The organism is Achromobacter sp. T5-5 (assembly GCF_055397965.1).
Genome location: NZ_AP027919.1, coordinates 2,013,585 through 2,035,472, shown reverse-complemented (window position 1 = coordinate 2,035,472; position 21,888 = coordinate 2,013,585). Strand labels below are relative to the sequence as shown.

The window sequence follows — 21,888 nt, the reverse complement described above, 5'->3', positions numbered from 1 at the left end:
AGGGTTAGCCGCCCCCGCCGCGCCGCGCCACCAGGCCGGCCATGACCGCATCGCCGCGTTCGCTGACCAGGCCCTCGGCCACGCCATGGCGATCGGCCGCCGAACGGTTCTGGCTGACCTTCCATTTGCCTTCGATGCGCGAGATGGGGATCTCGACGCCGACAATGGCGCGCATCTGCGCGGCGATGAAGTCGGCGGGCGCCTCGTCCACCGTCCAGGGTTGGACGCGGGCCTTTTCCTGTTGCGCGGTCAAGGCATCGAGCTGGGCGCGCAGCCAGGCCGGATCGTCCTGGATCACCGGCGTGCCCCACACGTGGACGGCCACGAAATTCCAGGTCGGCACGACCTTGTGCGTTTCCGCCTTGGTGGCGTACCAGGAGGGCGTGATGTAGGCCTGCGCGCCATGGAACGCCACCAGGCATTCGCCGCCCGCGGCCAGCTCGGCCAGCTGCGGATTGGCGCGCGCCACGTGTAGGCGCAGGACGCCGTGCGGTCCTTCCGGATAAAGCAGACAGGGGATGTGGTTGGCCATCAGCCCCCCGTCGCCGCTGGTGATGAGCACCCCCAGCGGATGGGCGCGGATGAACTCGTGCTGGACATCCAGGGAATCTTCGCGAAAGGCGGCGGGCAGATACATGATGGCGGCGCAACAGGTCGGGGAAAAGCGACAACATACCGCCATCGTGGCACCACTGAAAGAGCCACCGAATCCGCGATTCATGGAACCAGGGCGGTTTGCGCGCCGCGCTCGCCGCGGGGCCGCTATCGTCGCGAGCGCTCGTAGGCGTCGTTCATCCGGTCGCGGGCCTGGGTCTCGTGCGCGTAGGCGCGGTCGTAGTTTTCCAGGCAGCCCGGCGTGGGGTTGGGCCACTTGATCGCGGCGATCGCCGCGGTGAGCTCGTCGCGCGCGCGCTGCCATTCCTTGACGGCGGCATACCATTCGTTGGCGGTGTCCATAGATGTCTCCTTCTATGTGCACACACCGATCGTAGTCCCGTCCGATCCGCCAGGACAACGATTTTGCATGGCACGCAAGGATGACGCGCGCCGGAAATTTCCGCCCGCATATCACGATGTAATGAATATTGACGTCAACCCTCACTTACCCAGGGCCACGGCTAATGCTACTGTTCCGCCTGTGCAAGGAGTACATGCAATGGATCAGAAAACGAAGCCCTGGGCATTTCCCAAACCCCACCCCGAAAACACCCCTCGCGGCGAGCGCAATAAACAAGAGTTCGACACGCCGCCCCAAGACCAGAAGCCCGCGGCCAAACCGCGCGCCAAGAAGCAGACCCCTGCCACCGGACGGGCGCGTCCGTGACGCTGCCGTCCGTTCCGGCCGTCCGGCGGCGATCTCACCGGGCGGGCACGCTGTCCTTGTAGATCACGCCGTCCTTCATGATCACCAGGAAGTTCCTGTCCGGATCCCCGATCAGCTTGATGTCCTGCAGCGGATCGCCATCGACCAGGATCAGGTCGGCCAGCGCCCCTTCCCGCACCACGCCCAGGTCGCCGCGATAGGGATTGCGCTTGCCCGACAACTTCAACAGTTGCGCATTCGTGCCCGTCGCCATGATCAGCGCCTGCGCGGGCGTGTACCACCGCGTCAGGCTCGCCAGAATCATTCCCTGCTGCTCGGCCAGCAGGCTTGAAAACAGGATGTCGGTGCCGAACGCCGTCTTCAGCTTGTGCTTGATCGCGAGCTGGTAGGTGCGGTCGGTGCCGGCAAAGACCTCCTGCGCCTTCAACCACTGATCCGAGCCGTGCGGAAACGCGTTGGCCAGTTCATCGGGAAACGGCTGCGTGCTGAGCCAAACGCCCGCCTTGGCCATCGCCTGCGCCGTGTCATCGTCCATCAGGCTGCCGTGCTCGATGCTCAGCACGCCCGCCTTGACTGCCCGCTGAATCGCCGTCGGCGTGTAGGCGTGCACGGCCACGTAGGTGCCCCAGTCCGTGGCGGCGTCCACCGCCGCCTTCAGCTCGGCCTCGGTGAAGGTCACCACGTCCAGCGGGCTGTGCGGCGACGACACGCCCCCGCCGCCCGTCAGCTTGATCTGCGTAGCGCCCTGCATGAGCTGCTCGCGCGTGCGCAGGCGCACTTCGTCGGGACTGTCGGCGATGGTGCTGTCGCCGGCAAGATCATGGCGCGACCCCGGCGCGCCCAGCGTGCGCGGCAGGTCAGCCATGGACCGGAAATCGCCATGCCCGCTGGTCACGGTGATCATCGCCCCGGACGGATAGATGCGCGGGCCGGGAATCACGCCCTGGTCCACCGCCTGCTTCAGGCTGAAGGCCGACCCGCCCAGGTCGCGCACGGTGGTAAAGCCGCGCATCAGCGCCTTGCGCGCCTCGACCCCGGCGACGATGTTCAGGTAAGCGGCATCCTGCGTCAGCGCCACCGCCAGCGGCACGCCCACGAACATGCTGTGCCAGTGCATGTCGATCAGCCCCGGCATCAGCGTGCGGCCGCCGCCGTCGACGACGCGCGCGCCCGGCGCGGACAGCGCGTCCTGCGACACTTTCTCGATCAGGTTCCCCTTGACCAGCACGTGGCTCGCCGGACTCAGCTCGGCGGACACGCCATCGAAGATGCGCACGTTCTGGAACAGGATGCGGGCATCCGGCGCGGGTTGCGCGCTGGCGGGCGTTTGCGCCGGGTCCGACGCGGCCGGCAGTTCGTGGGAAAACACGGCCGGAACGCCAAACAGCAGCGATGCCGCGGCGATTGCAATGCCAGTCCTGACAGCCATAAGCGCGCCTCTTGGTAGGGATTCCGCCCTCAGGACGGGAACAGGATCGGGATCAGCGTCACGCTGACCACCAGCGAAAACAAGGTCAACGGCGTTCCGACCTTCAGGTAGTCGGCAAAGCCGAAGCCGCCCGCCACGCTGACCAGCGCATTGGACGGCGTCGACACCGGCGACATGAACGCCGCGGACGACGCGATGGCCACGGTCATCGCGAAGGCATAGGGCGACGCATGCAGGCTTTCGGCGATGCTGATGGCGACGGGCCCCATCAGCACCGCCGTGGCCGTGCCGGAGACGACCATGCCCAGCGTGACCGTCGCCACGAACACCAGGGCGAGCTGCCCGTAGATGCCCCAGTCGCCCGAATAGTGCAGCAGGAACTGCGCGGCCAGATCCACGCCGCCGCTGCGCTTGAGCGCCAGCGCGAACGGCAGCATCCCCACGATCAGGATCAGCGCCCGCCAATTGATCGAGCGGTACGCCACGTCCAGCGTCACGCAGCCGAAAAGTCCCATCATGAGGCTGCCGATCAGGCCCGCCATCACGTTGGGCACCCAGTCCGTCAACATCAGGAAAATGACCGTGGCCAGCGACAGCAGCGCATGCAGGGCGCGATTGGGCACGGGCACCAGCGAATCGGCTTCGACCGGCATCGCCAGGCTGACCAGGTCGTGTTCCTCTGCCTGCAGGGAAAAAATGCCGGCCCACGGCCCCACCACCAGCAGCGTATCGCCCACCCGCATCTTGGTGTCCTGCACGTCGCTCAGGGCCTTTGCGCCGCGCCACAAGCCCACGATGAACAGCCCGTGCCGCGCCAGGACGACGGAATCGCGGGCGCGGGCGCCGACCAGCCGCGATTCGGACGGGACGATGACCTCCACCATCCCCACGTCGCGCGCCTGGTCCGTGAAATACACGCCGGACATCGCCAGCCGCTTGAGCACATGGCGGCCGCAGAAGCCGTCGATGTCGAACCCCTCGGCGTCCATGTCCAGCAGCAGGACGTCGCCGGGTTCCACCACGTCATCCGCCGTGGCGCGCATCACCGACCGCGCAAAACGCGAACTCCGCTCGATGGCGATGACGCGAGCCGCCTTGCCCAGCTCATCCGCGCAGACGCCAAGGCGCCGCCCGACGAGGTCGGAGTGCTCGCCCACCAGGAGGCGATAGGCCCGGTTCTGCAGGGAATACTTCGTCGCCCAATCGCCCAGGCTGGGCCGGTTCGCGGCGCGCGGGCCCTGCCCCGCGTCGATCAGCCGCCGGGCAAACAGCATGTAGGCCAGGCCGCCCGCCAGCACCACCACCCCGATCGGCGTGAAATCGAAGAACCCGAAGCCCTCATAGCCCGCATAGCCCAGCGCGCTGTTCAGGACGAGGTTGGGCGTGGTGGCCACCAGCGTCAACATGCCGCTGATGGCGGCCGCCGTGCCCATCGGCATCAGGATGCGCCGGCTGGCCATGCCCGATTTGCGCGCGATCCGCAGCACGATGGGGATGAAAATCGCGACCACGGCGGTGGAACTCATGACCGCGCCCATCGATCCGACCGCGCCCATCACCAGCAGGACCAGCCAGCCTTCGCTCTTGCCGCCATGCCGCAGCAGCAGGTCGCCCACCGCCTGCGCGACGCCGGTACGCACCAGCCCTTCCCCGACGACGAACAGGCACGCGATCAGGATGATGTTGGGATTGGAAAACCCGGCCAGCGCCTCGCGGTAAGTCACCGTGCCGCTGAAGGGAAGCAAGACCATGACCAGCAGCGCGACGGCATCGGACCGCGGCCGCCCGATGACGAACAGCACGACCGCCGCGCCCAGGATGCCGAGGACTATCGCCAGTTCGCCGCTCATCGCCGTGTGTTCCCCTGTCCTCGCGTCAGCCTAGAACGCGGTGTTGCCCGTGCTGATCGCCCACACCCCGATGCCGCACGAGACCAGCACGAGCAGCAGGATCGGCCATTCGTAAGGGGCAAAAATGTTCCCGCGCTGCTCGCGCCGCGAAATCAGGAAGAGGATCGTGCCCGGCGCGTAGATGACGCAGGAAAGAATGAAATACCGGAAGCCCCCCGAGTACACCAGTCCGGCCGCATAGACCGTGGCCACCACCGCCAACGCCAGTTCCACCTTGCGGCGCCGGGTCCAGCCGTCATAGGTGTCGCCGCGCAGCGCCAGCATCAGCCCGAACGCCGCCACGAAGAAATACGGGATCAGGCTCATGGAACTGGCCATGTTCTTCAGGAGCACGAAGGTGTCCTCGGTGAAGAGCGTGACGATCAGAAAGAGCTGCACGATGCCGTTGCTGAGCCACAGCGCGGCGGCGGGAACGCCGTGGCGGTTCTCGCGGCCCAGGAACGACGGCATGATGCCCGCGCCGGCCGCGGCGCGCAGGACTTCGGCCGCCAGCAGGATCCAGGCCAGGTAGGCGCCCGCCACCGACACCATCAGCCCCACGCTGACCAGCAGGCTGCTCCAGGGACCGACGGCCGCCCTCAGCACGCCAGCCATCGATGGATTGCGCAGCGATGCGATTTCCGCGCGCGGCAAGACGCCATACGACAGCATGGTGACCAGCACCAGCAGCGCAAGCACCAGCAGGAAGCCGACGATGGTGGCGACCGCTACGTCCTCCCGGCGCTTGGCGTAGCGCGAATACACGCTGGCGCCTTCCACGCCCAGGAACACGAACACCGTGACCAGCATGGTGTTGCGCACCTGTTCGAACAGGCTGCCCTTGCCTTCCCCGTGCAGGCCCTCGGCGATGTTGGCGCGCAGGACGTCAAGGTCGACGGCCATGGCCGCGAACACGATGAAGATCGCGATCGGCACGATCTTGGCGATGGTGACCACGGTGTTCATGCCCGCAGCCTGCCGGATGCCGCGCAGGATCAGGAAATGCGTGGACCACAGCAGCACCGAGGACACCAGCACGGCGGGGATCGTGTCGCCGTCGCCGAAAACCGGCAGCACCGCGCCCAGCGTCGCCTTGAAAATGACGAAGTAGCTGACGTTGCCCAGGCAGGCCGCCGTCCAGTACCCCAGCGCCGCCAGGAACCCGATATACAGCCCGAAGCCGGCCTTGGCATAGGCAAAGATGCCGGCATCCAGGTCCGGCCGGCGTCGCGCCAGGAACTGGAAGACCATCGCCAGCGTCAGCATGCCGGTGCCTGCAATCGCCCAGGCCACCAGGCCGCCTACCGGACCGGTATTGCGGGCAAAGATGCTGGGCAGCGAAAAAATCCCCGCGCCCACCATCGAGCCGACCACCATGGCGGCCAGCGCCATGCGAGAAAGTTTGGCAGTTTCCCCGCTCACGTTGTTCTCCCGAAAGCGATCCGGTTCTTGCGCGTGCGCGCGGCCGCCGCCCCAGGCAGGGCTGCGGCCGCGCGGCCTGTCGCGCGCCCGCCTGCGTCAGGCGGGATCGCGCGAGATAGGGCACGTCATGCAGTGCCCGCCCCCGCGACCCCGGCCCAGTTCGGCGCCGACGAAAGTGACGACCTCGATGCCCGCCTTGCGCAGCAGCGTATTGGTGTACACGTTGCGGTCATAGGCCAGCACCACCCCCGGCGAGATGCAGACCAGGTTGGCGCCGCTGTCCCACTGCGTGCGCTCGCGGACATAGGCGTTGCCGCCCGTCTGGACGACGCGCATTTTCTTGACGCCGAGCGCGCCGCCGATCACGTCCACCAGCGAGCCCTTGTCCTTGTGCAGCTCCAGCGTGCCGGGCTTGCTGCCCGGCCGGTAGGAGAACGCCTGGACGCTGTCGACGATGTCCGGGTACATCAGCACGCAATCGCGGTCCGCGAAGGTCAGCACCGTGTCCAGGTGCATGGCGGCGCGCAGCTTGGGCATGGCGGCCACGATCACCCGGTCCGCCGCCTCTTTCTCAAACAGCGTGGCGGCGAGCTGGCTGATGGCCTGGCGCGAGGTCCGCTCGCTCATGCCGATCATCACCGTGCGGTTGCCGATGGGCATGACGTCCCCGCCTTCCAGCGTGGCCAGCCCATGGTCGGCCGTGGGGTCGCCCCACCAGACGTTGACCTTGCCGGCAAAGCGCGGATGGAACTTGTAGATCGACGAGGTCAGGATCGTCTCTTCGTGCCGCGCGGGCCAGTACAGCGGATTGAGGGTCACGCCGCCGTAGATCCAGCAGGTCGTGTCGCGCGTGTACAGCGTGTTGGGCAGCGGCGGCAGCAGGTATTCCGTGACGCCCGCGGCCTCCTTGATGAGCGCAAGCTGCTCGCCGCCGATCGACTCCGGAAACTCCTCGGTCGACAAGCCGCCGATCAGCGTCTCGGCCAGTTTGCGCGGCGGCAGGCCGTCCAGGTAGCTGCGGATCTCGTCGAGCAGCCCCAGGCCCACCTGGTTGGCGACCACCTGGTTGTCCAGGATCCATTTCTTCGCCTCGGGGACCGCGACGGTTTCAGCCAGCAGATTGTGCATTTCCAGGACGTCCACGCCCCGGTCCCGCATCTTGGTCATGAAGTCGAAATGGTCGCGTTTCGCGTTGTCGACCCACATCACGTCATCAAACAGCAGCGCGTCGCAATTGGACGGCGTCAGTCTTTCATGGGCACGTCCCGGCGCGCAGACCATCACCGTGCGCAGTTGCCCGACTTCTGAATGGACTCCAAATTCTTCGGTATCAGCCATGACTAGCTCCCAGACGTTAAATGGTGATCCAGCCGGAGACCAGGCCAACGATGGCGGCCGCGGCTCCGATGGATGCCACAATGAAAACGGTCAACTCCCAACCGGTGAAGAATGACCTGCCCTGCTCGCGCCGGGCCCAGAAGTACAGGACCGATCCGGGCGCGTACAACAGTGCCGACAGCAGCAGGAACTTCAATCCGCCGGCAAGAATCATGAAGATGGTGTAGATGGCCGCGATGCCGGCCACGATCAGGTCGCGCTTGCGGTCCTTGCCGTCGATATAGGTTTCGCCCCGCTTGGCGAGCAGGTAGCCGAATCCCGCGACCAGCAGGTAAGGCACCAGGGACATGGCGCTGGTCAGGCTCAGCATCAGCGCGAAGGCGTCGCGCGACCAGTACGTGCTGATGACGAAGAGCTGCACGATGATGTTGGTCACCCACAGCGCCACGACGGGCACGCCGTTCTTGTTCTCGCGGGCGAACGCGCGCGGCATGTCTTCGTTCTTGGCGGCGGCGTGCATCACTTCGGCGCAGATCAGCGACCAGGCGAGGTACGCGCCCAGCACCGAGATCAGGAGGCCCACGCTCACGAACACCGCGCCCCACGGCCCCACCACGGACTCCAGCACCCCGGCCATCGACGGCTGGCGCAGCGCGGCGATGTCGCTCTGCTGCATGGCTGCATAAGGCAGCAGCGTGACCAGCACCATCAGCAGCAGCGCGGTGACAAAGCCGATCAGCGTGGCCACGCCCACGTCCGACCGCTTGGATGCGAACCGGGAGTAGACGCTCGCCCCTTCGATGCCCAGGAACACGAATACTGTCACCAGCATCGTTCGCCGCACCTGCTCGAACAGGCTGTAGCCGCTCATCTCGCCCCAGAAGTTGATGCGGAAGAGATCCACCTTGAACGCCACGAACAGGACGATGATGAACACCACGATCGGGATGATCTTGGCTACCGTCACCACGGCGTTGATGAATGCCGCCTGCTGCACGCCGCGCAGGATCATGAAGTGGAACAGCCAGATGCCGACGGAGGCGACCGCGATCGCGATCACCGTGTTGCCATCCCCGAACACCGGGAAAAAGGCGCCCAGCGTGGACTTGATCAGCACCCAGTACGACACGTTGCCGATGCAACTGCCGATCCAGTAGCCAAACGCCGAGAGAAAGCCCAGATAGTCGCCGAACCCCGCCTTGGCGTAGGCGAACACACCGGCGTCCAGGTCGGGCTTGCGCTCGGCCAGCGACTGGAACACCCGCGCCAGCGTATACATCCCCGCGCCCGCGATGATCCATGCGATCACGGCGCCGACCACACCCGTCGCGCCGCCAAAGGTCCTGGGCAGCGAGAAGATCCCGGCGCCGATCATCGACCCCACCACCATGCCCGTCAACGCGAGCAATCCTAGCTTCTTGGGAGTACTGCTTTCCATCATGCACCTCCAGTAATGAGCAAAGACGTGAGCAGATTGGCCGACGTCCCTTTTTTCTGCCCCGGGACGGAAGGCTGTGACGAAGGTACCGCGCGATCAGGTGTTGGCCGCCCCCCGTTTGAAATTTGCGGTCGCGCCATACACCGTCGTCATGACGATGAGCAGCGGAACGCCGATGAAGGTGCCGGGAATGCCCCACACCAGCCCCCAGAAAAACACCGCAACCATCACCATCAGCGGCGACAGCGAAAACGCGCTGCCGGCAAGCCGGGGTTCGAGGTAGCAGCCGTAGACGATCTGAATGCAGTTCAGCACCACCAGCACGGCAATGCTCGTCTGCAGCGATCCGTACTGGACGAAGGCAAAGAACGCCGGAAACACCGTCGCCACCAACGGCCCCAGGAACGGGATGTAGTTCAGCAGGAACGCGAGCCCGCCCCAGGCGGTCGCCAGCTCCAGCCCGGCATAGATGGCGAACAGCCAGACCGTCACGCCGGTGAGCACGCTGGCCACCGTGCGGATCACCATGTACCAGCGCAGCTTGCTGGCGACCTCGCGGGCGACCGAGATCCAGCGCCGCGCGCGGGCTTCGCCCATCAGGCGCGTCAGCCGGCCCGGCGCCTCGTCCAGTTCAAACAGGCCCAGCGCAATGAAGACGAACGCCAGGAAGATCATGCCCAGCATGCTGTTGATCCGCAGCGCCACCTCCTGGATCGCGCGGACCAGCCACGACACGTTGAAGCTGTCCTGGAACATCTGGATTGCCATGGCGCCGTGCGGATGCAGCGTCTCGGTCTCCAGCGTGAACAGGTTCTGGAAGCGGGCGGCATTGGCCATGACCCATTGCGCGACCAGGCTGAAGCCCCAGGCCGCCAGCGACAGGAACACCATCGACACGACCAGCGCCACGATCAGCACCAGGATGGCGGCCAGCGGCGCGGGCATTTTGCGCCCCAGGTACTGCCGCAGCGGCGCGACCAGGCAGATGAGGAACAGCGCGAACGTCAGCGGAACGAAGACCGGACTGGCCAGGTACAACAGGCCCAGCAGCAGGATCGCGAAAATGCCGGACAGTGCAAAAGACATCATCTTGGAATCACCCCATCAACGCGCCCGACCAGATAGGCATAGAACGGATTGGACGTCAGCCGGGTCAGCGTATCCATGCCGATCACGAAGGCGCCGACCTCGCCGCGCATGGACATGGCGCCCAGGCTGATGCCGAATTCCTCGATGTTCCCCGGGTGGGTGCCGTACAGCGCATCGTCGGTCGGAAACGGCAGCGCCACGTGCGACAGCGAATAGACCTCGCGCGGGTAGTCCATGCCGATGGCGCGCTCCACGACCTGCGTGGCGTTCGGCTCGATCACGCGTTCGATCATCGCGCTGGACGTGGGACTGGCGTTGGTCACGAAGGTCAGGCGGTAATTGCGCTGTTCGCCGGGCAGCGTGCCGGCCAGCGACCACGCCACGCCGCGCCGGAACAAGGGGCCGAGCTTGGTCGCGCGGTTCAGGTCGAAGAGCACCAGGTCGCTGCCATTGGCGGGCAGGCGGGCATACAGGGCGTTGATGAGCGCGCGCGTGCTGACCGTGAAATCCAGCACCGAATGGAACGTGATGATGGGCGGCAGGCGCTCCAGGCCGCCGGATCGCTGCTGCGCGACCAGCCGGTCCTGCAGGGTCTGCGTCAGCTCGAAGGATTGGCGGGCCGCGTGGACCGGAAAGGAGTTGTACTTGAAGGGGTTGAATTCGGGAACGATGCTGAGCCAGGCGGCCTTGGCGAACGCCGGCAGCACGGCGGGCAGCCCGGCCACCCCCGCGAAGCGCGCAAACGACGTGATGCCCACCATCGGCGAGATCAGCACCAGGCGATCGGGCTTGGCGATGTCGGGGTTATCTAGCGCATCCAGCGTGTGCATCAACGCCAGCGCCCCGCCATTCGAAAACCCCACCAGGTGCAGCGGGCGCGGTGCGGGGACGCGGTGGCGCGCCTCGCGCACGGCCAGCCGCGTGGCCGCCGCCCAGTCTTCCCAATGCGCGTCCGTCAGCCCGCCAGGCACCGTGCCGTGGCCCGGCATCCGGATCGCGATCGCCACGTAGCCGACGGACTGGTAATGGGCGGCGATGTGGCGAAGGCTGTAGGGCGAATCAGTCAGCCCATGCAGCAGGACGGCCACGCCCAGGGGCTCGCCGGCGGGCAGCAGGACGAACGACCGGTTCCAGTCATGGGCGAAATGCTCGGGATACACCTTCGCGCCCGAAAAATAGCGGTTGCTGTCCACCTTGTCCTCGGGCAGCAGCTTGTCGCCGACGTTCTGCCGGACCAGCGCGAACAGCTTGTCCTCGTGGGCCAGATAGTCGGCCCAGGTGCTCTGGTCCAGCCGTTCGGCGTCCAGCTCCTGCGGCACGTAGGTGTGCCAGGCCGCCAGCGGCGGACCCTGCTGCAGGTCATAAAGGCGCACGCCCATGAGCGTGACGACCACCAGCAATGCCACGGCCACGGCGATGAGCGCCGCCTTTCTGAGCCGCCGCCACAACGGGCGGGGACCGGAAGGCTGGCCGGCGTTCATGGCTGGGCTCCGGCGCCGGACGGTGGGGCGGCGGGCGCGGGGGGGACTGCCGGGGGAATGCCGGCCGCTGCAGCGCCGCCCGCCGCAGCGCCGGCCGCCGGAACGCCGGCCGCCACGAACACCTCCGGCTCGTCGTCGCCTCCCCCCAGCGCCACATACAGCGACACCCCGTTCTGAAGCTGCGAGGCCCGCAGCGACAGCATCTGCTGTTCGGCCGTGAACAGCCCGCGTAGGGCGTCGACGACCTCCAGGTAGATTGAGATGCCGTTCATGTAGCGCAACTCGGCGGTCTCGGCCAGCCGCCGCTGGGCCTGGATCGCCGTCTCCTGCGCCACCACCTGCTCCTGGAACCGCTTGCGGTTTTCCAGCGCCGTCGCCACTTCGCTGAACGCCGTCTGCACGGTCTTGCGGTAGGTGGCGACCAGCTCGTCGCGTTGCGCCGTCGCCAGGTCCACGGCCGCCCGCCGCTGTCCGTAGTCGAAGATCGGCCAGCCGATCCCCGCGCCGATGTTCCAGATCTGGCTGGGCGAGCTGAACAGGTCGGACAGCTCGGTGGACGCATAGCCGAACGAACCGGTCAGCGCGATGCGCGGGAACAGTGCCGCGCGCGCGGCGCCGATGTTCGCGTTGGCGCTGCGCAGCCGGTTCTCGGCCTGGCGGATGTCGGGCCGGACGATCAGCAGGGTCGACGGCAGGCCCGGATCCAGGGCGTCGAACTGCCCCGCCGCCTCGATAGGCCGGCTGGCCGTCATCTCGTGCTGCAGGTTTTCGCCGACCAGCACCCACAGGCGGTTCCAGTGCGCCGCGGTGGCGCGCTGCCACTCCGCAAGCTGGGTCTGCGCCTGGGTGAGCAGAATGGCGGATTGTTCGAAGTCGACCCGCGAGGTGACGCCGGCGTCCAGCCTGTCCTTCGCGACGCCCAGCGCGTAGCTGCGCGTCTCGACGGTGCGCTGGGCCAGCGCGATGCCCTCTTCGCCCGCCAGGGCGTCGTAATACGTGGAAGCCACGTTCGCGATCAGCGTCAGGCGAAACGCGCGCCTGCCCTCCACGGTTGCCAGGTATTGCTGCAGCGCCGAGGCGGTCAGGTTGCGCACCCGCCCCCAGAAGTCCAGTTCAAACGACGAGACCATCACCTGCGCGCTGAACTGATTGAACTGCACCGTCTGCCGGCTGCCCGCCAGCGCCGGATCCAGGATGGTGAGCGGCGCCTGGTTGCGCGAGGCCGCCGCCCCGGCGTCGAGCTGCGGCAGCTGGTTGGCGCGCTCGATGCGGTAGAAGGCGCGCGCCTGCTCGATCCGCGCCGTGGCGGCGGCCAGGTCCTGGTTCAGCTCCAGGGACCGCGCGATCAGGCGCTTGAGCTGGTCATCGCCGAAGAACTGCTGCCAGGTCACGTCCTGGGCGGCCACGGCGTCCGCCGGCACCTCGCCCGGGAACGTGGGCAGCGTCGCGACCTCCGGCCGGCGATGCTCCGGCGCCATGTTGCAGGCCGACAGCCCCAGGCCCAGCACGGCCGCCGCGGCGATGCGGGCCGGCTTCATGGGTTCTCTCCCTGCTCGCCGGTCTTGGCCGGTCCCGCCGGCGGGACCTTGGGCGCGTCCGCGCGGCGTCCCGACCAGCGCCTGGCGACCATGTAGAACAGCGGCGTGAAGAACACGCCGAACAGCGTCGCGGTCAGCATGCTGCCCATCACGCTGGTGCCCACCGCCTGCCGGCTGGCCGCGCCCGCGCCGGTGGCCAGCACCAGCGGCAGCATGCCCAGCACGAACGTGACGCTGGTCATGATGATGGGACGCAGGCGTTGGCGGGCGGCGTCGACCACCGCCTCTTTTCGGTCGCGGCCTTCCAGTTCTTCCTTGAGGGCGAACTCCACGATCAGGATGCCGTTCTTTGCGGCCAGGCCGATGATGGTGACCAGCCCGATGTTGAAATAGATGTCCGCCGACATGCCGCGCCCCAGCGTGAACGCGGCCGCGCCCAGGATCCCGAAGGGCAGGATGAGCAGCACGGACACGGGCACGGACCAGCTCTCGTACAGCGCCGACAGCAGCAGGAACACCACGACCAGCGACAGGGCCAGCAGCAGCGCCACCTGGTTGCCCGCCTGCTGCTCTTCGAACGCCGTCCCGGTCCATTCGTAGGTGATGCCCTGCGGCAGGACGCGCTCGGCGATGGCCTCCATCTCGGCCAGCGCCACGCCGCTGGAGCGGCCGGCGGCGGCTTCGCCCGAAATGGTGATGGACGGGAAGCCGTTGTAGCGTTCGAGCTGTTGCGGGCCGTCGATCCAGCGCATGCGCGAGAACGCCGAAAACGGCACCATTTCGCCCCGGTTGTTGGGAAGCTGCAGCGCCGAGATGTCCTGCGGCTGCATCCGCTGGTCCGCCTCGGCCTGGATGAAGACGCGCTGCACCGAGCCGTCGAGCAGGAAATCGTTGACATAGTTGGAGCCAAAAGCGAGGGTCAGCGCCTGGTTGACCTGCGCCACCTGCAGGCCCAGCGCGCGGGCGTGCACGCGGTCGATCTCCACGTACAGGCGCGGCCCCGGCGGCATGCCGTCCAGCCGCACGCCTGTCAGCACGGGGCTGGCCGCGGCGGCTGCGATCATCGCCGCGCCGGTGGCGGCCAGGCCCGCGCCGCCCTGCGCCGTGCGGTCCTGCACCTTCATCGAGAACCCCGACGCATTGCCCATTGACGGAATGGGCGGCGGGTTCAGCGCAAAAATCATGGCCTGCGGAATCGACCGGAAGGCCAGGTTGCTGCGCCCCACCAGCGCGTCGACCGCCTCGCTGCGATCGGTGCGCTCGCTCCACGGATACAGGTCCACGAACGACAGCGCGGCCGTCTGCCCCTGCCCGAAGAAATTAAAGCCCACCACCGACGCCACGTTGCGCACGGCGCGTTGCTCGCGCAGCATGCTTTCGGCCTGCTGCACCGCCACTTCCGTCTGGTCGGCCGTGGTGCCGGGCGCGCCGGTGTACGACACGAAGAAATACCCCTGGTCCTCCAGCGGCAGGTAGCCGCCCGGCAGGCGCGAAAACAGAAAGACCGTCAGCCCGCAGACGCCCAAGAAGATAAGCATCCAGCGCAGCGGTCGCAGCAGCATGTACTCGACCGCCCGCACGTACTGGCGCGTCATCGCGTCAAAGCCCGCATTGAATTTGTCGAATACCCATTGCTTCGCCTTGGACACGCGTCCCTTGGGCGGCGCGTCGTCCTTGAGCTTGAGCAGCGTGGCGCACAGCGCGGCGCCCAGCGACAACGCCAGCACGGTGGACACGACAATGGCCACCGACAACGTGATGGAGAACTGGCGGTAGATGGCGCCGCTGGAACCCGGAAACATCGCCATCGGCACGAACACCGCCACCAGGACCAGCGTGCTGGCGATGATCGGCCCCCACACCTGCCCGACCGCCTTGCGCGTCGCCTCGGGCGCCGACAGTTTTTCGTCCTGCATGATGCGGGCGACGTTTTCCGACACGACAATGGCGTCGTCGTTCAGCACCCCGATCGCCACCACCATGCCAAAGAGCGACAGCAGGTTGATGGACGCGCCGAAAAGAAACAGGCCGGCGCAGGTGCCCACCAGCGCGATCGGCACGATCAGGGTCGGGATCAGCGTGCTGCGCCAGCTCTGCAGGAACAGGAACACCATCGCCGTCACCAGCAGCAGCGCCTCGACCATGGTGACCAGCACGGAGCTGATGGACGTCGTGATGAAGGGGGTCGTGTCAAACGGCACCGTCCAGCCGACTCCGGCCGGGAACACGGTCTCCAGCTCCGTCATGCGCTGGCGCACCTGGCGCGCGACGTCCAGCGCGTTGGCGTCGTTGGCAAGCTGGATGGCGATGCCCGCGGCCTCCTTGCCGTTGACGCTGAGCCGGAAGTTGTAGCTTTCATTGCCCAATTCCACCCGCGCCACGTCGCCCAGCCGCACCAGCGAGCCGTCGTTATTGACGCGCAGGATCACCTGCCGGAACTGCTCGGGGGTAGAGAACCGGCTCTGCGCGACGATCTGGGCGTTGAAATCCGCCCCCAGGGCCAGCGGCAGGTCACCCAGCGACCCGCCAATGGTCTGCGCGTTCTGTTCCTGCACCGCGCGCATCGCGTCGCTGGCCGACATCTGGAAGCTGGCCAGCCTGCGCTCGTCCAGCCAGATCCGCATGGCGTAGGAAGAGCCGAACAGCTGCACGTCGCCCACGCCCGGGATGCGGCGCAGTTCATTGAGGATGTTGTTCGAGGCAAAGTTGCCCATCTGGACCGCGCTGACGTCGCCGGTCTCCGACTGCAGCGCCAGCAGCATCAGAAAGCCGGACGACGCCTTGGTGACCGCCACGCCCAGTTGGCGGACTTCCTGCGGCAAGCGCGGCTCGACCCGGCTCAACCGGTCCTGCACCTGGCTGCGCGCCACGTCCAGGTCGGTGCCGGGCTTGAGCGTCACCGTAATCTGCGAAGTGCCGTTGGCGCGGCTGACCGACGCCATATAGAGGAAGTTGTCGACCCCGTTCATTTCCTCTTCGATGATCGACGTGACCGTGCGGTCGATGGTGGTGGTGTCCGCCCCCCGGAAGGTCGACTGGATCGTGATCGACGGCGGCGCAATGTTCGGATACTGCTCGACTGGCAACAGCACCAGCGAGATCACCCCGAACAGCAGGACGAACAGCCCCACCACCCAGGCAAACACCGGCCGCGCCACGAAGAATGAGCCCATCGCCGACTCCGCTAGGGTTTTGCGTTTTGCTGCTCGACGGCCTCGACCTGCTGGCCGGGCCTGATCCTGTGCCAGCCGTCCACCACGATCCGCTCTCCCGGCTCCAGGCCGCGGCGCACCAGCCAACTGCCCGCGATCTGCTCGCCGACCTCGATCTGCCGGGGCTGGGCCGTGCCGTCGGGGCCGACGACGAAGACGGTGGCCGTGTCACCGCTCAGCCGCGCCGCCCGCGCCGGGATCAGGATGCCGTCCTGGCGCACGCCGACAAGGATCTGGCCCGTGACGAACTGCCCGGGCAGCAGTTCCCGGTTGGCATTGTCGAAACGGGCGCGTATGGTCTGCGCGCCGGTGGTCCGGTCCACGCTCAGGTCCGCAAAGTCCACCACCCCGGTTTCGCCAAACTCGCGGCCATTGGCGAGCGTCAGGCGCACCTGGAAGGTATTGCCCTGCGCGGTGGCCAGCGCGCCGGACCGGGCGTAGTCCGTCAGGTCCATGATGGCGGTGTTGGACTTGGTGAAGGTGGCGCTGATCGGCGACAACTGGTTGACCTGCGCGAGCAGCGTGGCCGCCGATGCGCTCACCAGCGCGCCTTCGGTGACCAGCGCGCGTCCGACGCGCCCCGCGATGGGCGCCCTGACCGTGCACCGGTCCAGCCGCAACTGCGCCAGCGTGACGGCCGCTTGCGCGTCCGCCACATTGGCCTGGGCCTGGCCCAGCGCCGCCAGCGCGGCTTCGTACTCCTGCGCGCTGACGGCCTGGCGCTTGACCAGCGGGCGGAACCGCTCCGTGACCGAGCGGGCGTTGGTCTGCACCGCCTGCGCGCGCTGCAGCATGGCATTGGCCTGCGCAAGCTGCGCCTGGTAGTCGGCGGGATCGATCTGGAACAAGGGGTCGCCGGCCTGGACGTCGCTGCCCTCGGTGTAGAGCAGCTTTTCGACGATGCCGTCCACGCGCGCCCGGACTTCGGCGGTGCGGATGGGCTCGATCCGCCCGGGCAGGTCCACATTCAAGTCCACGGGCTGGCGCCCGACGGTGACCACCACTACTTTCATCGGCGGAATCGTGACGGCCGACGCGTCGTTCCGATCCCCACACCCCGCCAAAGCCAGCGTCCAGGCGCCCACGGCATGCAACAGGACACGACGGACATTGCAGCTACTTTGCGTCATCCACTACTCCCAGGCGGTCGGACTCGAGGTCTCGCGCTGCCCTTTGCCCCGCGCCGGCGGAAAGGGCCCAACTAGCACTGATCAAAGGCGCGACAAGCGCGCCGGACTGGCGTTGATGTTCTGGTATCCCGGCGCGACAGAGCGCCGGGGGGACATTGAGTCGAGGACGGGAGGAGACGCCGAGCGGGAGAAATCCGTTCGGGGGAGCGCCTGCCTGGCAGGGCGACGCCGGTTCTGGCCCGGCATTGGCCGCCGGGCGCTGCATAGAACCATCGAGACCATCGAGACCATCGACTTTCGCACAGGCATCCTTTATGTCGTTGACAAGGGAAACTGGCAGAAAAAGTGCTACGTGGTCGTAAGCGGGCAAGGCAGCGGTCCGCCTGCGGGCGCGGGCACGGTTCATGCTGGGTCCGCGCGCAAACACAGCTTAAGTAGGGACGGCGCTTAACGCAAGTTTTTATCGTTCAAACGTTTTAGCCGGCGCATGCGACGGCCAAGGTGGCAGCGACGCATCGGTGCAACAATTGTCTGAAAGGACGATGGCGCGCCGGCGGCAAGATGGCGCGCGTCGAGGGAAATGCCGGTGAGCCTGCACGCCGCGCGCGTCAGCCCAGCATCGCGGCCAGCGCGCGCAGGCGGCGCTCAGGGAAGCGTGTGCGCGTCCTCGGTCAGCACCTGCATCAGGGCCTCCACCGAATACGGCTTCTGCATCACCGGAAAGCCCAATGCGCGCGGTCCCGCCATTGCGTCGCTGTAGCCGCTGGCCAGCACGATGCGGATGGCGGGCCAGCGTTCCCGTATCCGGCGCGCCAGATCCATGCCATTCATGCCGGGCAGCACCAGGTCCAGGATGGCCAGGTCGAAGCCGCCGTCGCGCTTTTCCAGCTCGCGCAGGGCCTGTTCGGCGTCGACGGTCCAGGTCAGCTCCTGCCCAAGCTCCTCCAGCCACGCCGAGACCACTTCGCCCACCATGCGGTTGTCTTCGACGAGCAGCACCTCGCGGCGCACCGGAGCATTTGCCGTGGCGTCTGAGGCCGACGTGTCTGGCGCCGCGGCGGCCGGTCTGGCGGCCGGCAGGAACAGCGTGAACGTCGCGCCCTGGCCCGGCACGCTGTCCACCGTGACGTCGCCCCCGGATTGCTGCACAAAGCCCTGCACCTGGCTCAGTCCCAGACCCGAATTCTCATGCTGGCCCTTGGTCGTGAAAAAGGGCTCGAACACGTGCGCCAGCACGCCCGGCTCGATGCCGGCGCCCGAGTCCTGCACCGACAGCGCCACATACGGCCCCGCAAGGTTCTTGCTGCCTTCATGCAGCGCCGGGTCGCGCACGACCTGGGCAGATATCCGGATCTGGCCGCCGGAAGGCATGGCGTCCCGCGCGTTGATGACCAGATTGAGCAAGGCCGATTCAAGCTGGGCCGGGTCGGCGAAGATCATGCAATTGCCAGGCCCGAACTCGTAGCTGATCGCCACGGACGAGCCCACCGACGTCTCGAACAGTGGGCGCAGCGACGCCAGGCTGTCCCGCACGTCGAACGCGTGCGGCTGCAGCGGCTGCTTCTTGGCATAGGCCAGCAGTTGCCGGGTGAGCTGGGCCGCCTTTTCGGTCGTGTCGATGATGATGCCGACGTAGCGCATCAGCGATGCCGGCAGGTCGGGATAGCGCTTCACGAACTCGGCGGAGAACCGGATCGCCGTCAGGAAATTATTGAAATCGTGGGCCACGCCGCCCGTCAGGCGGCCGATCGCTTCCATGCGCCGGGCGTGGTGCATCGAGTCGCGGGCTTCCTGGAGCTGCTCGTGGCGCTCTTTCTGCTCGGTGATGTCGCGGGTGATCTTCGCATAGCCCACAAGCGCGCCGCGATCATCGTGGACGGGGTCGATCACCACGCTGCACCAGAACGTGCTGCCGTCCTTGCGCACGCGCCACCCTTCCGCCTCGAAACGCCCTTCAAGCCGGGCGGTCTCCAGCGCATGCCGGGGCACCTGCGCGATCCGGTCGCTCTCCGTGTAGAAAACGGAAAAATGCTGCCCGATGATCTCGTCCGCGGTGTACCCCTTGAAGCGCTCGGCGCCGGGATTCCAGCTACTGACGCGGCCTTCGGCGTCCAGTAGGTAGATGGCGTAGTCCCGCACCGCCCCCACCAGCAGGCGATAGCGGTCCTCGGACGGAAAATCCGGTAAAGAAGTCATGCAATGTCCCCACCTGCATATTGGATCAAGCCCAGGTTGTCGTCAGCAAACGGCGTGCCGGGGTCAAAGGAGGGACTTTACCAATGTTGAGCCGGGCACGGAATTTGCTGGAAACCCGTCCATAGGCGGCCCATCCCTGGCGCCGCCCGGGTACAGAGGGCATTAGCAATGCAACCCATACGAAAAGCTGTATTCCCCGTTGCGGGCCTGGGCACCCGCTTTCTTCCGGCCACCAAGGCCATGCCCAAGGAAATGCTGCCCATCGTTGACCGGCCCTTGATCCAGTATGCCGTCGAGGAAGCCGTCGCGGCCGGCATCACCGAGCTGATCTTCGTCACTGGGCGCAACAAGCGCGCGATCGAAGACCATTTCGACCGCGTGCCGGAACTGGAATATGACCTGGAAGCCAAAAACAAGAACGCGCTGCTGGAAACCGTGCGCAACGTGATCCCGGACAGCATCAAATGCGTCTACACGCGCCAGCCGGCCGCACTGGGCCTGGGCCACGCCGTGCTGTGCGCGGCGACCATCGTCGGCAACGAGCCCTTCGCCGTTCTGCTGGCGGACGACCTGATCGACGCCGACGCCCCCGTCATCGGCGAGATGATGAAGGTCGCCCGCGAATTCGAGGGCAGCGTCCTGGCCGTCCAGCAGGTTCCCAAGGCCCATACCAACCAGTACGGCATCGTGTCCGGCACCCGCAAGGCGCACGGCGTCCTGAGCCTGACGGGCATCGTGGAAAAGCCCAAGCCCGAAGACGCGCCAACGGACCTGGCCGTGGTCGGGCGGTACATCCTGGAGCCTGAAATATTCGGTCTGCTCGAAAGCACGCAGGCCGGCGTGGGCGGCGAAATCCAGTTAACCGACGGCATCGCCGCCCTGCTCGCGTCGCGCAAGGTCTACGGCTTCGAGTACGAGGGCGTGCGCTACGACTGCGGCAGCAAGGAAGGCTTTTACCGCGCCACCATGGAGATCGGGCGCAAGTATCACAACCTGGCCTGACGTGGCTTAGCCCTTCATCGTCGCAAGCACCCTCGCGCGCACGTCCCGTGCGCGCGCGACATGCTGCGATGCGTATTGACCGGGCGGGGTCCCCATGTCCCAATACCCTTGCGCGATCAACACAGGAGGCGAACATGCCCAACCATGCCTACAAGCGCGTCATGGAAGTGGTGGCCGCTGCCGACGATGGCACGACTTACCGGATCGACCGCTATTGCCGCTCGCAATCCGAAGGCGACGACACGACAAATTCCTATTGCTGCCTGCCCGATGGCCAGCGGGTGCTTTGGCGCGGCGATGGTCACTACCAGTTGCCTGACGGCACCATCGTCGCGACCGTCGCGTCGCGGCTCTGCCAATAGACAGCCGGCCGCGGCCCACCCGCTTCTCCGCCTTGGACCGCGGATCAGGCTACATATTGCGCAGCATCAGGCCCACCAGGAACAGGACGGCCACGACGCCGATCCAGATCGCCAGCATCAGCCAGGGCCCGCGGCCCGTCCTGGCGCCGCGGCGCGCCGGCCGCACGGAGGGTCGGGAATCATCGGCCGGTTTCATGGTGTCCTCCTGGCGCGCGGCGCCGGGGAATGATTATTTCGTCTTCGCGGACACGCTTTGCTGCAGGGCCTTGGCGGCCTGAAGATGCTGCTGCAGGCTGGGAAGCGTTTCGATCGCGAACTGCTTGACCTCAGGATCCTTCACCTCCTTGGAGGCCTTTTCGAACAGCTTCACCGCGGACTCGTGCGCGTCCACCCCGATCTCGTCGGCATACGCCTTGTCGAACCCTTCATCGCGCAGTCCCATGGCCTTGAGCTTGGCCGTCTGCATCAGGGAAGGTTCCTTGGGCGGCTCGTAGCCCTTGCTCTTGGCCAGCGCTTCAAGCTGCTGGCCGACCTTGGTGTGATCGTCGATCATCTTCTGCGCAAATTGCTTTACCTCGGCATTTTTCGACTTCTCCAGCGCCATCTTGCTGCCGGCGATCTCCATATGACCGGACTCCGCGGCATCGGTCAGAAAGCCGCGGGCTTCGCTGTCCAGCTTGTTGGTCGCGGCGGGCACCTGGCCGCCAGAGGTTGCCGGCGTCTGTGCCAGCGCAACCGACCCCATGCTCAAGACCATCGCGGCGCCAAGCCCCAGCTTCAAAAGATTGTTCTTCATGCAGTCCTCCAGTAAGAAACTCGTCTCGCCGAATGACGGCTTGGTGCCGCCCGGCGAGCGCCTACCATGCAGCAAGCGTCATGCCCGCTCCTGGCACGCGTGCCGCTTCTGGGTGGCCAGTCGCTGTCGTGGCTCGTTACCGCAAGTTTTACGTCGATGTAACAAAGAAACGCAGCGTTACACGCACTTCGTTGCATACGCGAAGTGCGCTGGGCAAACTAAGCGCTCGCATCTTTTGGGAG

The 21,888-nt window shown here is 66.6% G+C and carries 18 protein-coding genes; 3 read left to right on the top strand and 15 right to left on the bottom strand.

Features of this window, described 5'->3' with window-relative positions; all coding sequences use genetic code 11:
- Nucleotides 1-4: 4 nt before the first annotated feature.
- The gene (locus tag ACZ50Q_RS09030; protein WP_464081254.1) at nt 5-637 is read right to left on the bottom strand and encodes an FMN-binding negative transcriptional regulator; all 633 of its coding nucleotides are present in this window, start codon (nt 635-637) and stop codon (nt 5-7) included.
- A 125-nt stretch (nt 638-762) separates the two neighbouring features.
- On the bottom strand, nt 763-957 hold the full coding sequence (locus ACZ50Q_RS09025) for a hypothetical protein (RefSeq protein WP_076519986.1): 195 nt from the start codon (nt 955-957) through the stop codon (nt 763-765).
- 199 nt (nt 958-1,156) lie between these two features.
- On the opposite strand from ACZ50Q_RS09025, the gene ACZ50Q_RS09020 reads away from it, so the two are divergent.
- Nucleotides 1,157-1,324: a hypothetical protein gene (locus tag ACZ50Q_RS09020; protein WP_172805878.1), complete on the top strand. Its 168-nt coding sequence runs from the start codon at nt 1,157-1,159 to the stop codon at nt 1,322-1,324.
- A gap of 34 nt (nt 1,325-1,358) precedes the next feature.
- On the opposite strand, the gene ACZ50Q_RS09015 is transcribed toward ACZ50Q_RS09020, so the two are convergent.
- From ACZ50Q_RS09015 to ACZ50Q_RS08965, 11 genes are all read right to left on the bottom strand, one after another.
- Nucleotides 1,359-2,753, bottom strand: a complete 1,395-nt coding sequence (locus ACZ50Q_RS09015) for a metal-dependent hydrolase family protein (protein ID WP_464081253.1) — start codon at nt 2,751-2,753, stop codon at nt 1,359-1,361.
- Between the two features lie 29 nt (nt 2,754-2,782).
- Nucleotides 2,783-4,603, bottom strand: a complete 1,821-nt coding sequence (locus tag ACZ50Q_RS09010; RefSeq protein WP_464081252.1) for an SLC13 family permease — start codon at nt 4,601-4,603, stop codon at nt 2,783-2,785.
- A 30-nt stretch (nt 4,604-4,633) separates the two neighbouring features.
- On the bottom strand, nt 4,634-6,064 hold the full coding sequence (locus tag ACZ50Q_RS09005) for a basic amino acid/polyamine antiporter (RefSeq protein WP_464081251.1): 1,431 nt from the start codon (nt 6,062-6,064) through the stop codon (nt 4,634-4,636).
- Nucleotides 6,065-6,160: 96 nt separating this feature from the next.
- Nucleotides 6,161-7,402 (bottom strand): arginine deiminase, encoded by a 1,242-nt coding sequence (arcA, locus tag ACZ50Q_RS09000; RefSeq protein WP_076519983.1) that lies wholly within the window; start codon nt 7,400-7,402, stop codon nt 6,161-6,163.
- Between the two features lie 16 nt (nt 7,403-7,418).
- Nucleotides 7,419-8,840 carry a basic amino acid/polyamine antiporter gene (locus ACZ50Q_RS08995; RefSeq protein WP_092582022.1) on the bottom strand — a complete coding sequence of 474 codons (1,422 nt, stop codon included), beginning with the start codon at nt 8,838-8,840 and terminating at the stop codon, nt 7,419-7,421.
- A gap of 96 nt (nt 8,841-8,936) precedes the next feature.
- Nucleotides 8,937-9,929: an AI-2E family transporter gene (locus ACZ50Q_RS08990; RefSeq protein WP_464081250.1), complete on the bottom strand. Its 993-nt coding sequence runs from the start codon at nt 9,927-9,929 to the stop codon at nt 8,937-8,939.
- The gene (locus ACZ50Q_RS08985) at nt 9,926-11,410 is read right to left on the bottom strand and encodes an alpha/beta hydrolase (RefSeq protein WP_217646960.1); all 1,485 of its coding nucleotides are present in this window, start codon (nt 11,408-11,410) and stop codon (nt 9,926-9,928) included. Before ACZ50Q_RS08985 ends, ACZ50Q_RS08990 begins: the two co-directional genes overlap by 4 nt.
- Entirely contained in the window at nt 11,407-12,948 is a 1,542-nt protein-coding gene (locus ACZ50Q_RS08980; RefSeq protein WP_464081249.1) for an efflux transporter outer membrane subunit, read from the bottom strand. The genes ACZ50Q_RS08985 and ACZ50Q_RS08980 overlap by 4 nt, the downstream gene beginning before the upstream one ends.
- Entirely contained in the window at nt 12,945-16,121 is a 3,177-nt protein-coding gene (locus tag ACZ50Q_RS08975) for a multidrug efflux RND transporter permease subunit (RefSeq protein WP_464081248.1), read from the bottom strand. Before ACZ50Q_RS08975 ends, ACZ50Q_RS08980 begins: the two co-directional genes overlap by 4 nt.
- Before the next feature lie 11 nt (nt 16,122-16,132).
- A complete protein-coding gene (locus ACZ50Q_RS08970) occupies nt 16,133-17,290 on the bottom strand; it encodes an efflux RND transporter periplasmic adaptor subunit (RefSeq protein WP_076519978.1) in 1,158 nt (385 codons plus the stop codon).
- 645 nt (nt 17,291-17,935) lie between these two features.
- Nucleotides 17,936-19,486: a PAS domain S-box protein gene (locus ACZ50Q_RS08965; RefSeq protein WP_464081247.1), complete on the bottom strand. Its 1,551-nt coding sequence runs from the start codon at nt 19,484-19,486 to the stop codon at nt 17,936-17,938.
- A gap of 168 nt (nt 19,487-19,654) precedes the next feature.
- On the opposite strand from ACZ50Q_RS08965, the gene galU reads away from it, so the two are divergent.
- Complete coding sequence (gene galU, locus ACZ50Q_RS08960) at nt 19,655-20,488, top strand: UTP--glucose-1-phosphate uridylyltransferase GalU (protein ID WP_464081246.1); 834 nt, start codon at nt 19,655-19,657, stop codon at nt 20,486-20,488.
- 134 nt (nt 20,489-20,622) lie between these two features.
- Nucleotides 20,623-20,850 carry a hypothetical protein gene (locus ACZ50Q_RS08955; RefSeq protein WP_092582028.1) on the top strand — a complete coding sequence of 76 codons (228 nt, stop codon included), beginning with the start codon at nt 20,623-20,625 and terminating at the stop codon, nt 20,848-20,850.
- A 49-nt stretch (nt 20,851-20,899) separates the two neighbouring features.
- Here ACZ50Q_RS08955 and ACZ50Q_RS08950 read toward each other — a convergent pair whose 3' ends face one another.
- Together ACZ50Q_RS08950 and ACZ50Q_RS08945 are read right to left on the bottom strand one after the other, a co-directional pair.
- Nucleotides 20,900-21,046, bottom strand: coding sequence for a hypothetical protein (locus ACZ50Q_RS08950; RefSeq protein WP_464081245.1), 147 nt, complete (start codon nt 21,044-21,046; stop codon nt 20,900-20,902).
- A gap of 33 nt (nt 21,047-21,079) precedes the next feature.
- The gene (locus ACZ50Q_RS08945) at nt 21,080-21,595 is read right to left on the bottom strand and encodes a DUF4142 domain-containing protein (protein ID WP_464081969.1); all 516 of its coding nucleotides are present in this window, start codon (nt 21,593-21,595) and stop codon (nt 21,080-21,082) included.
- Nucleotides 21,596-21,888 lie beyond the last annotated feature (293 nt).

Bases quoted from the DNA above. Each gene is read 5' to 3' on its own strand.
- ACZ50Q_RS09030 (WP_464081254.1), bottom strand. From the start codon at position 637: ATGTATCTGCCCGCCGCCTTTCGCGAAGATTCCCTGGATGTCCAGCAC.
- ACZ50Q_RS09025 (WP_076519986.1), bottom strand. From the start codon at position 957: ATGGACACCGCCAACGAATGGTATGCCGCCGTCAAGGAATGGCAGCGC.
- ACZ50Q_RS09020 (WP_172805878.1), top strand. From the start codon at position 1,157: ATGGATCAGAAAACGAAGCCCTGGGCATTTCCCAAACCCCACCCCGAA.
- ACZ50Q_RS09015 (WP_464081253.1), bottom strand. From the start codon at position 2,753: ATGGCTGTCAGGACTGGCATTGCAATCGCCGCGGCATCGCTGCTGTTT.
- ACZ50Q_RS09010 (WP_464081252.1), bottom strand. From the start codon at position 4,603: ATGAGCGGCGAACTGGCGATAGTCCTCGGCATCCTGGGCGCGGCGGTC.
- arcA (WP_076519983.1), bottom strand. From the start codon at position 7,402: ATGGCTGATACCGAAGAATTTGGAGTCCATTCAGAAGTCGGGCAACTG.
- ACZ50Q_RS08995 (WP_092582022.1), bottom strand. From the start codon at position 8,840: ATGGAAAGCAGTACTCCCAAGAAGCTAGGATTGCTCGCGTTGACGGGC.
- ACZ50Q_RS08990 (WP_464081250.1), bottom strand. From the start codon at position 9,929: ATGATGTCTTTTGCACTGTCCGGCATTTTCGCGATCCTGCTGCTGGGC.
- ACZ50Q_RS08985 (WP_217646960.1), bottom strand. From the start codon at position 11,410: ATGAACGCCGGCCAGCCTTCCGGTCCCCGCCCGTTGTGGCGGCGGCTC.
- ACZ50Q_RS08980 (WP_464081249.1), bottom strand. From the start codon at position 12,948: ATGAAGCCGGCCCGCATCGCCGCGGCGGCCGTGCTGGGCCTGGGGCTG.
- ACZ50Q_RS08975 (WP_464081248.1), bottom strand. From the start codon at position 16,121: ATGGGCTCATTCTTCGTGGCGCGGCCGGTGTTTGCCTGGGTGGTGGGG.
- ACZ50Q_RS08970 (WP_076519978.1), bottom strand. From the start codon at position 17,290: ATGACGCAAAGTAGCTGCAATGTCCGTCGTGTCCTGTTGCATGCCGTG.
- ACZ50Q_RS08965 (WP_464081247.1), bottom strand. From the start codon at position 19,486: ATGACTTCTTTACCGGATTTTCCGTCCGAGGACCGCTATCGCCTGCTG.
- galU (WP_464081246.1), top strand. From the start codon at position 19,655: ATGCAACCCATACGAAAAGCTGTATTCCCCGTTGCGGGCCTGGGCACC.
- ACZ50Q_RS08955 (WP_092582028.1), top strand. From the start codon at position 20,623: ATGCCCAACCATGCCTACAAGCGCGTCATGGAAGTGGTGGCCGCTGCC.
- ACZ50Q_RS08950 (WP_464081245.1), bottom strand. From the start codon at position 21,046: ATGAAACCGGCCGATGATTCCCGACCCTCCGTGCGGCCGGCGCGCCGC.
- ACZ50Q_RS08945 (WP_464081969.1), bottom strand. From the start codon at position 21,595: ATGGGGTCGGTTGCGCTGGCACAGACGCCGGCAACCTCTGGCGGCCAG.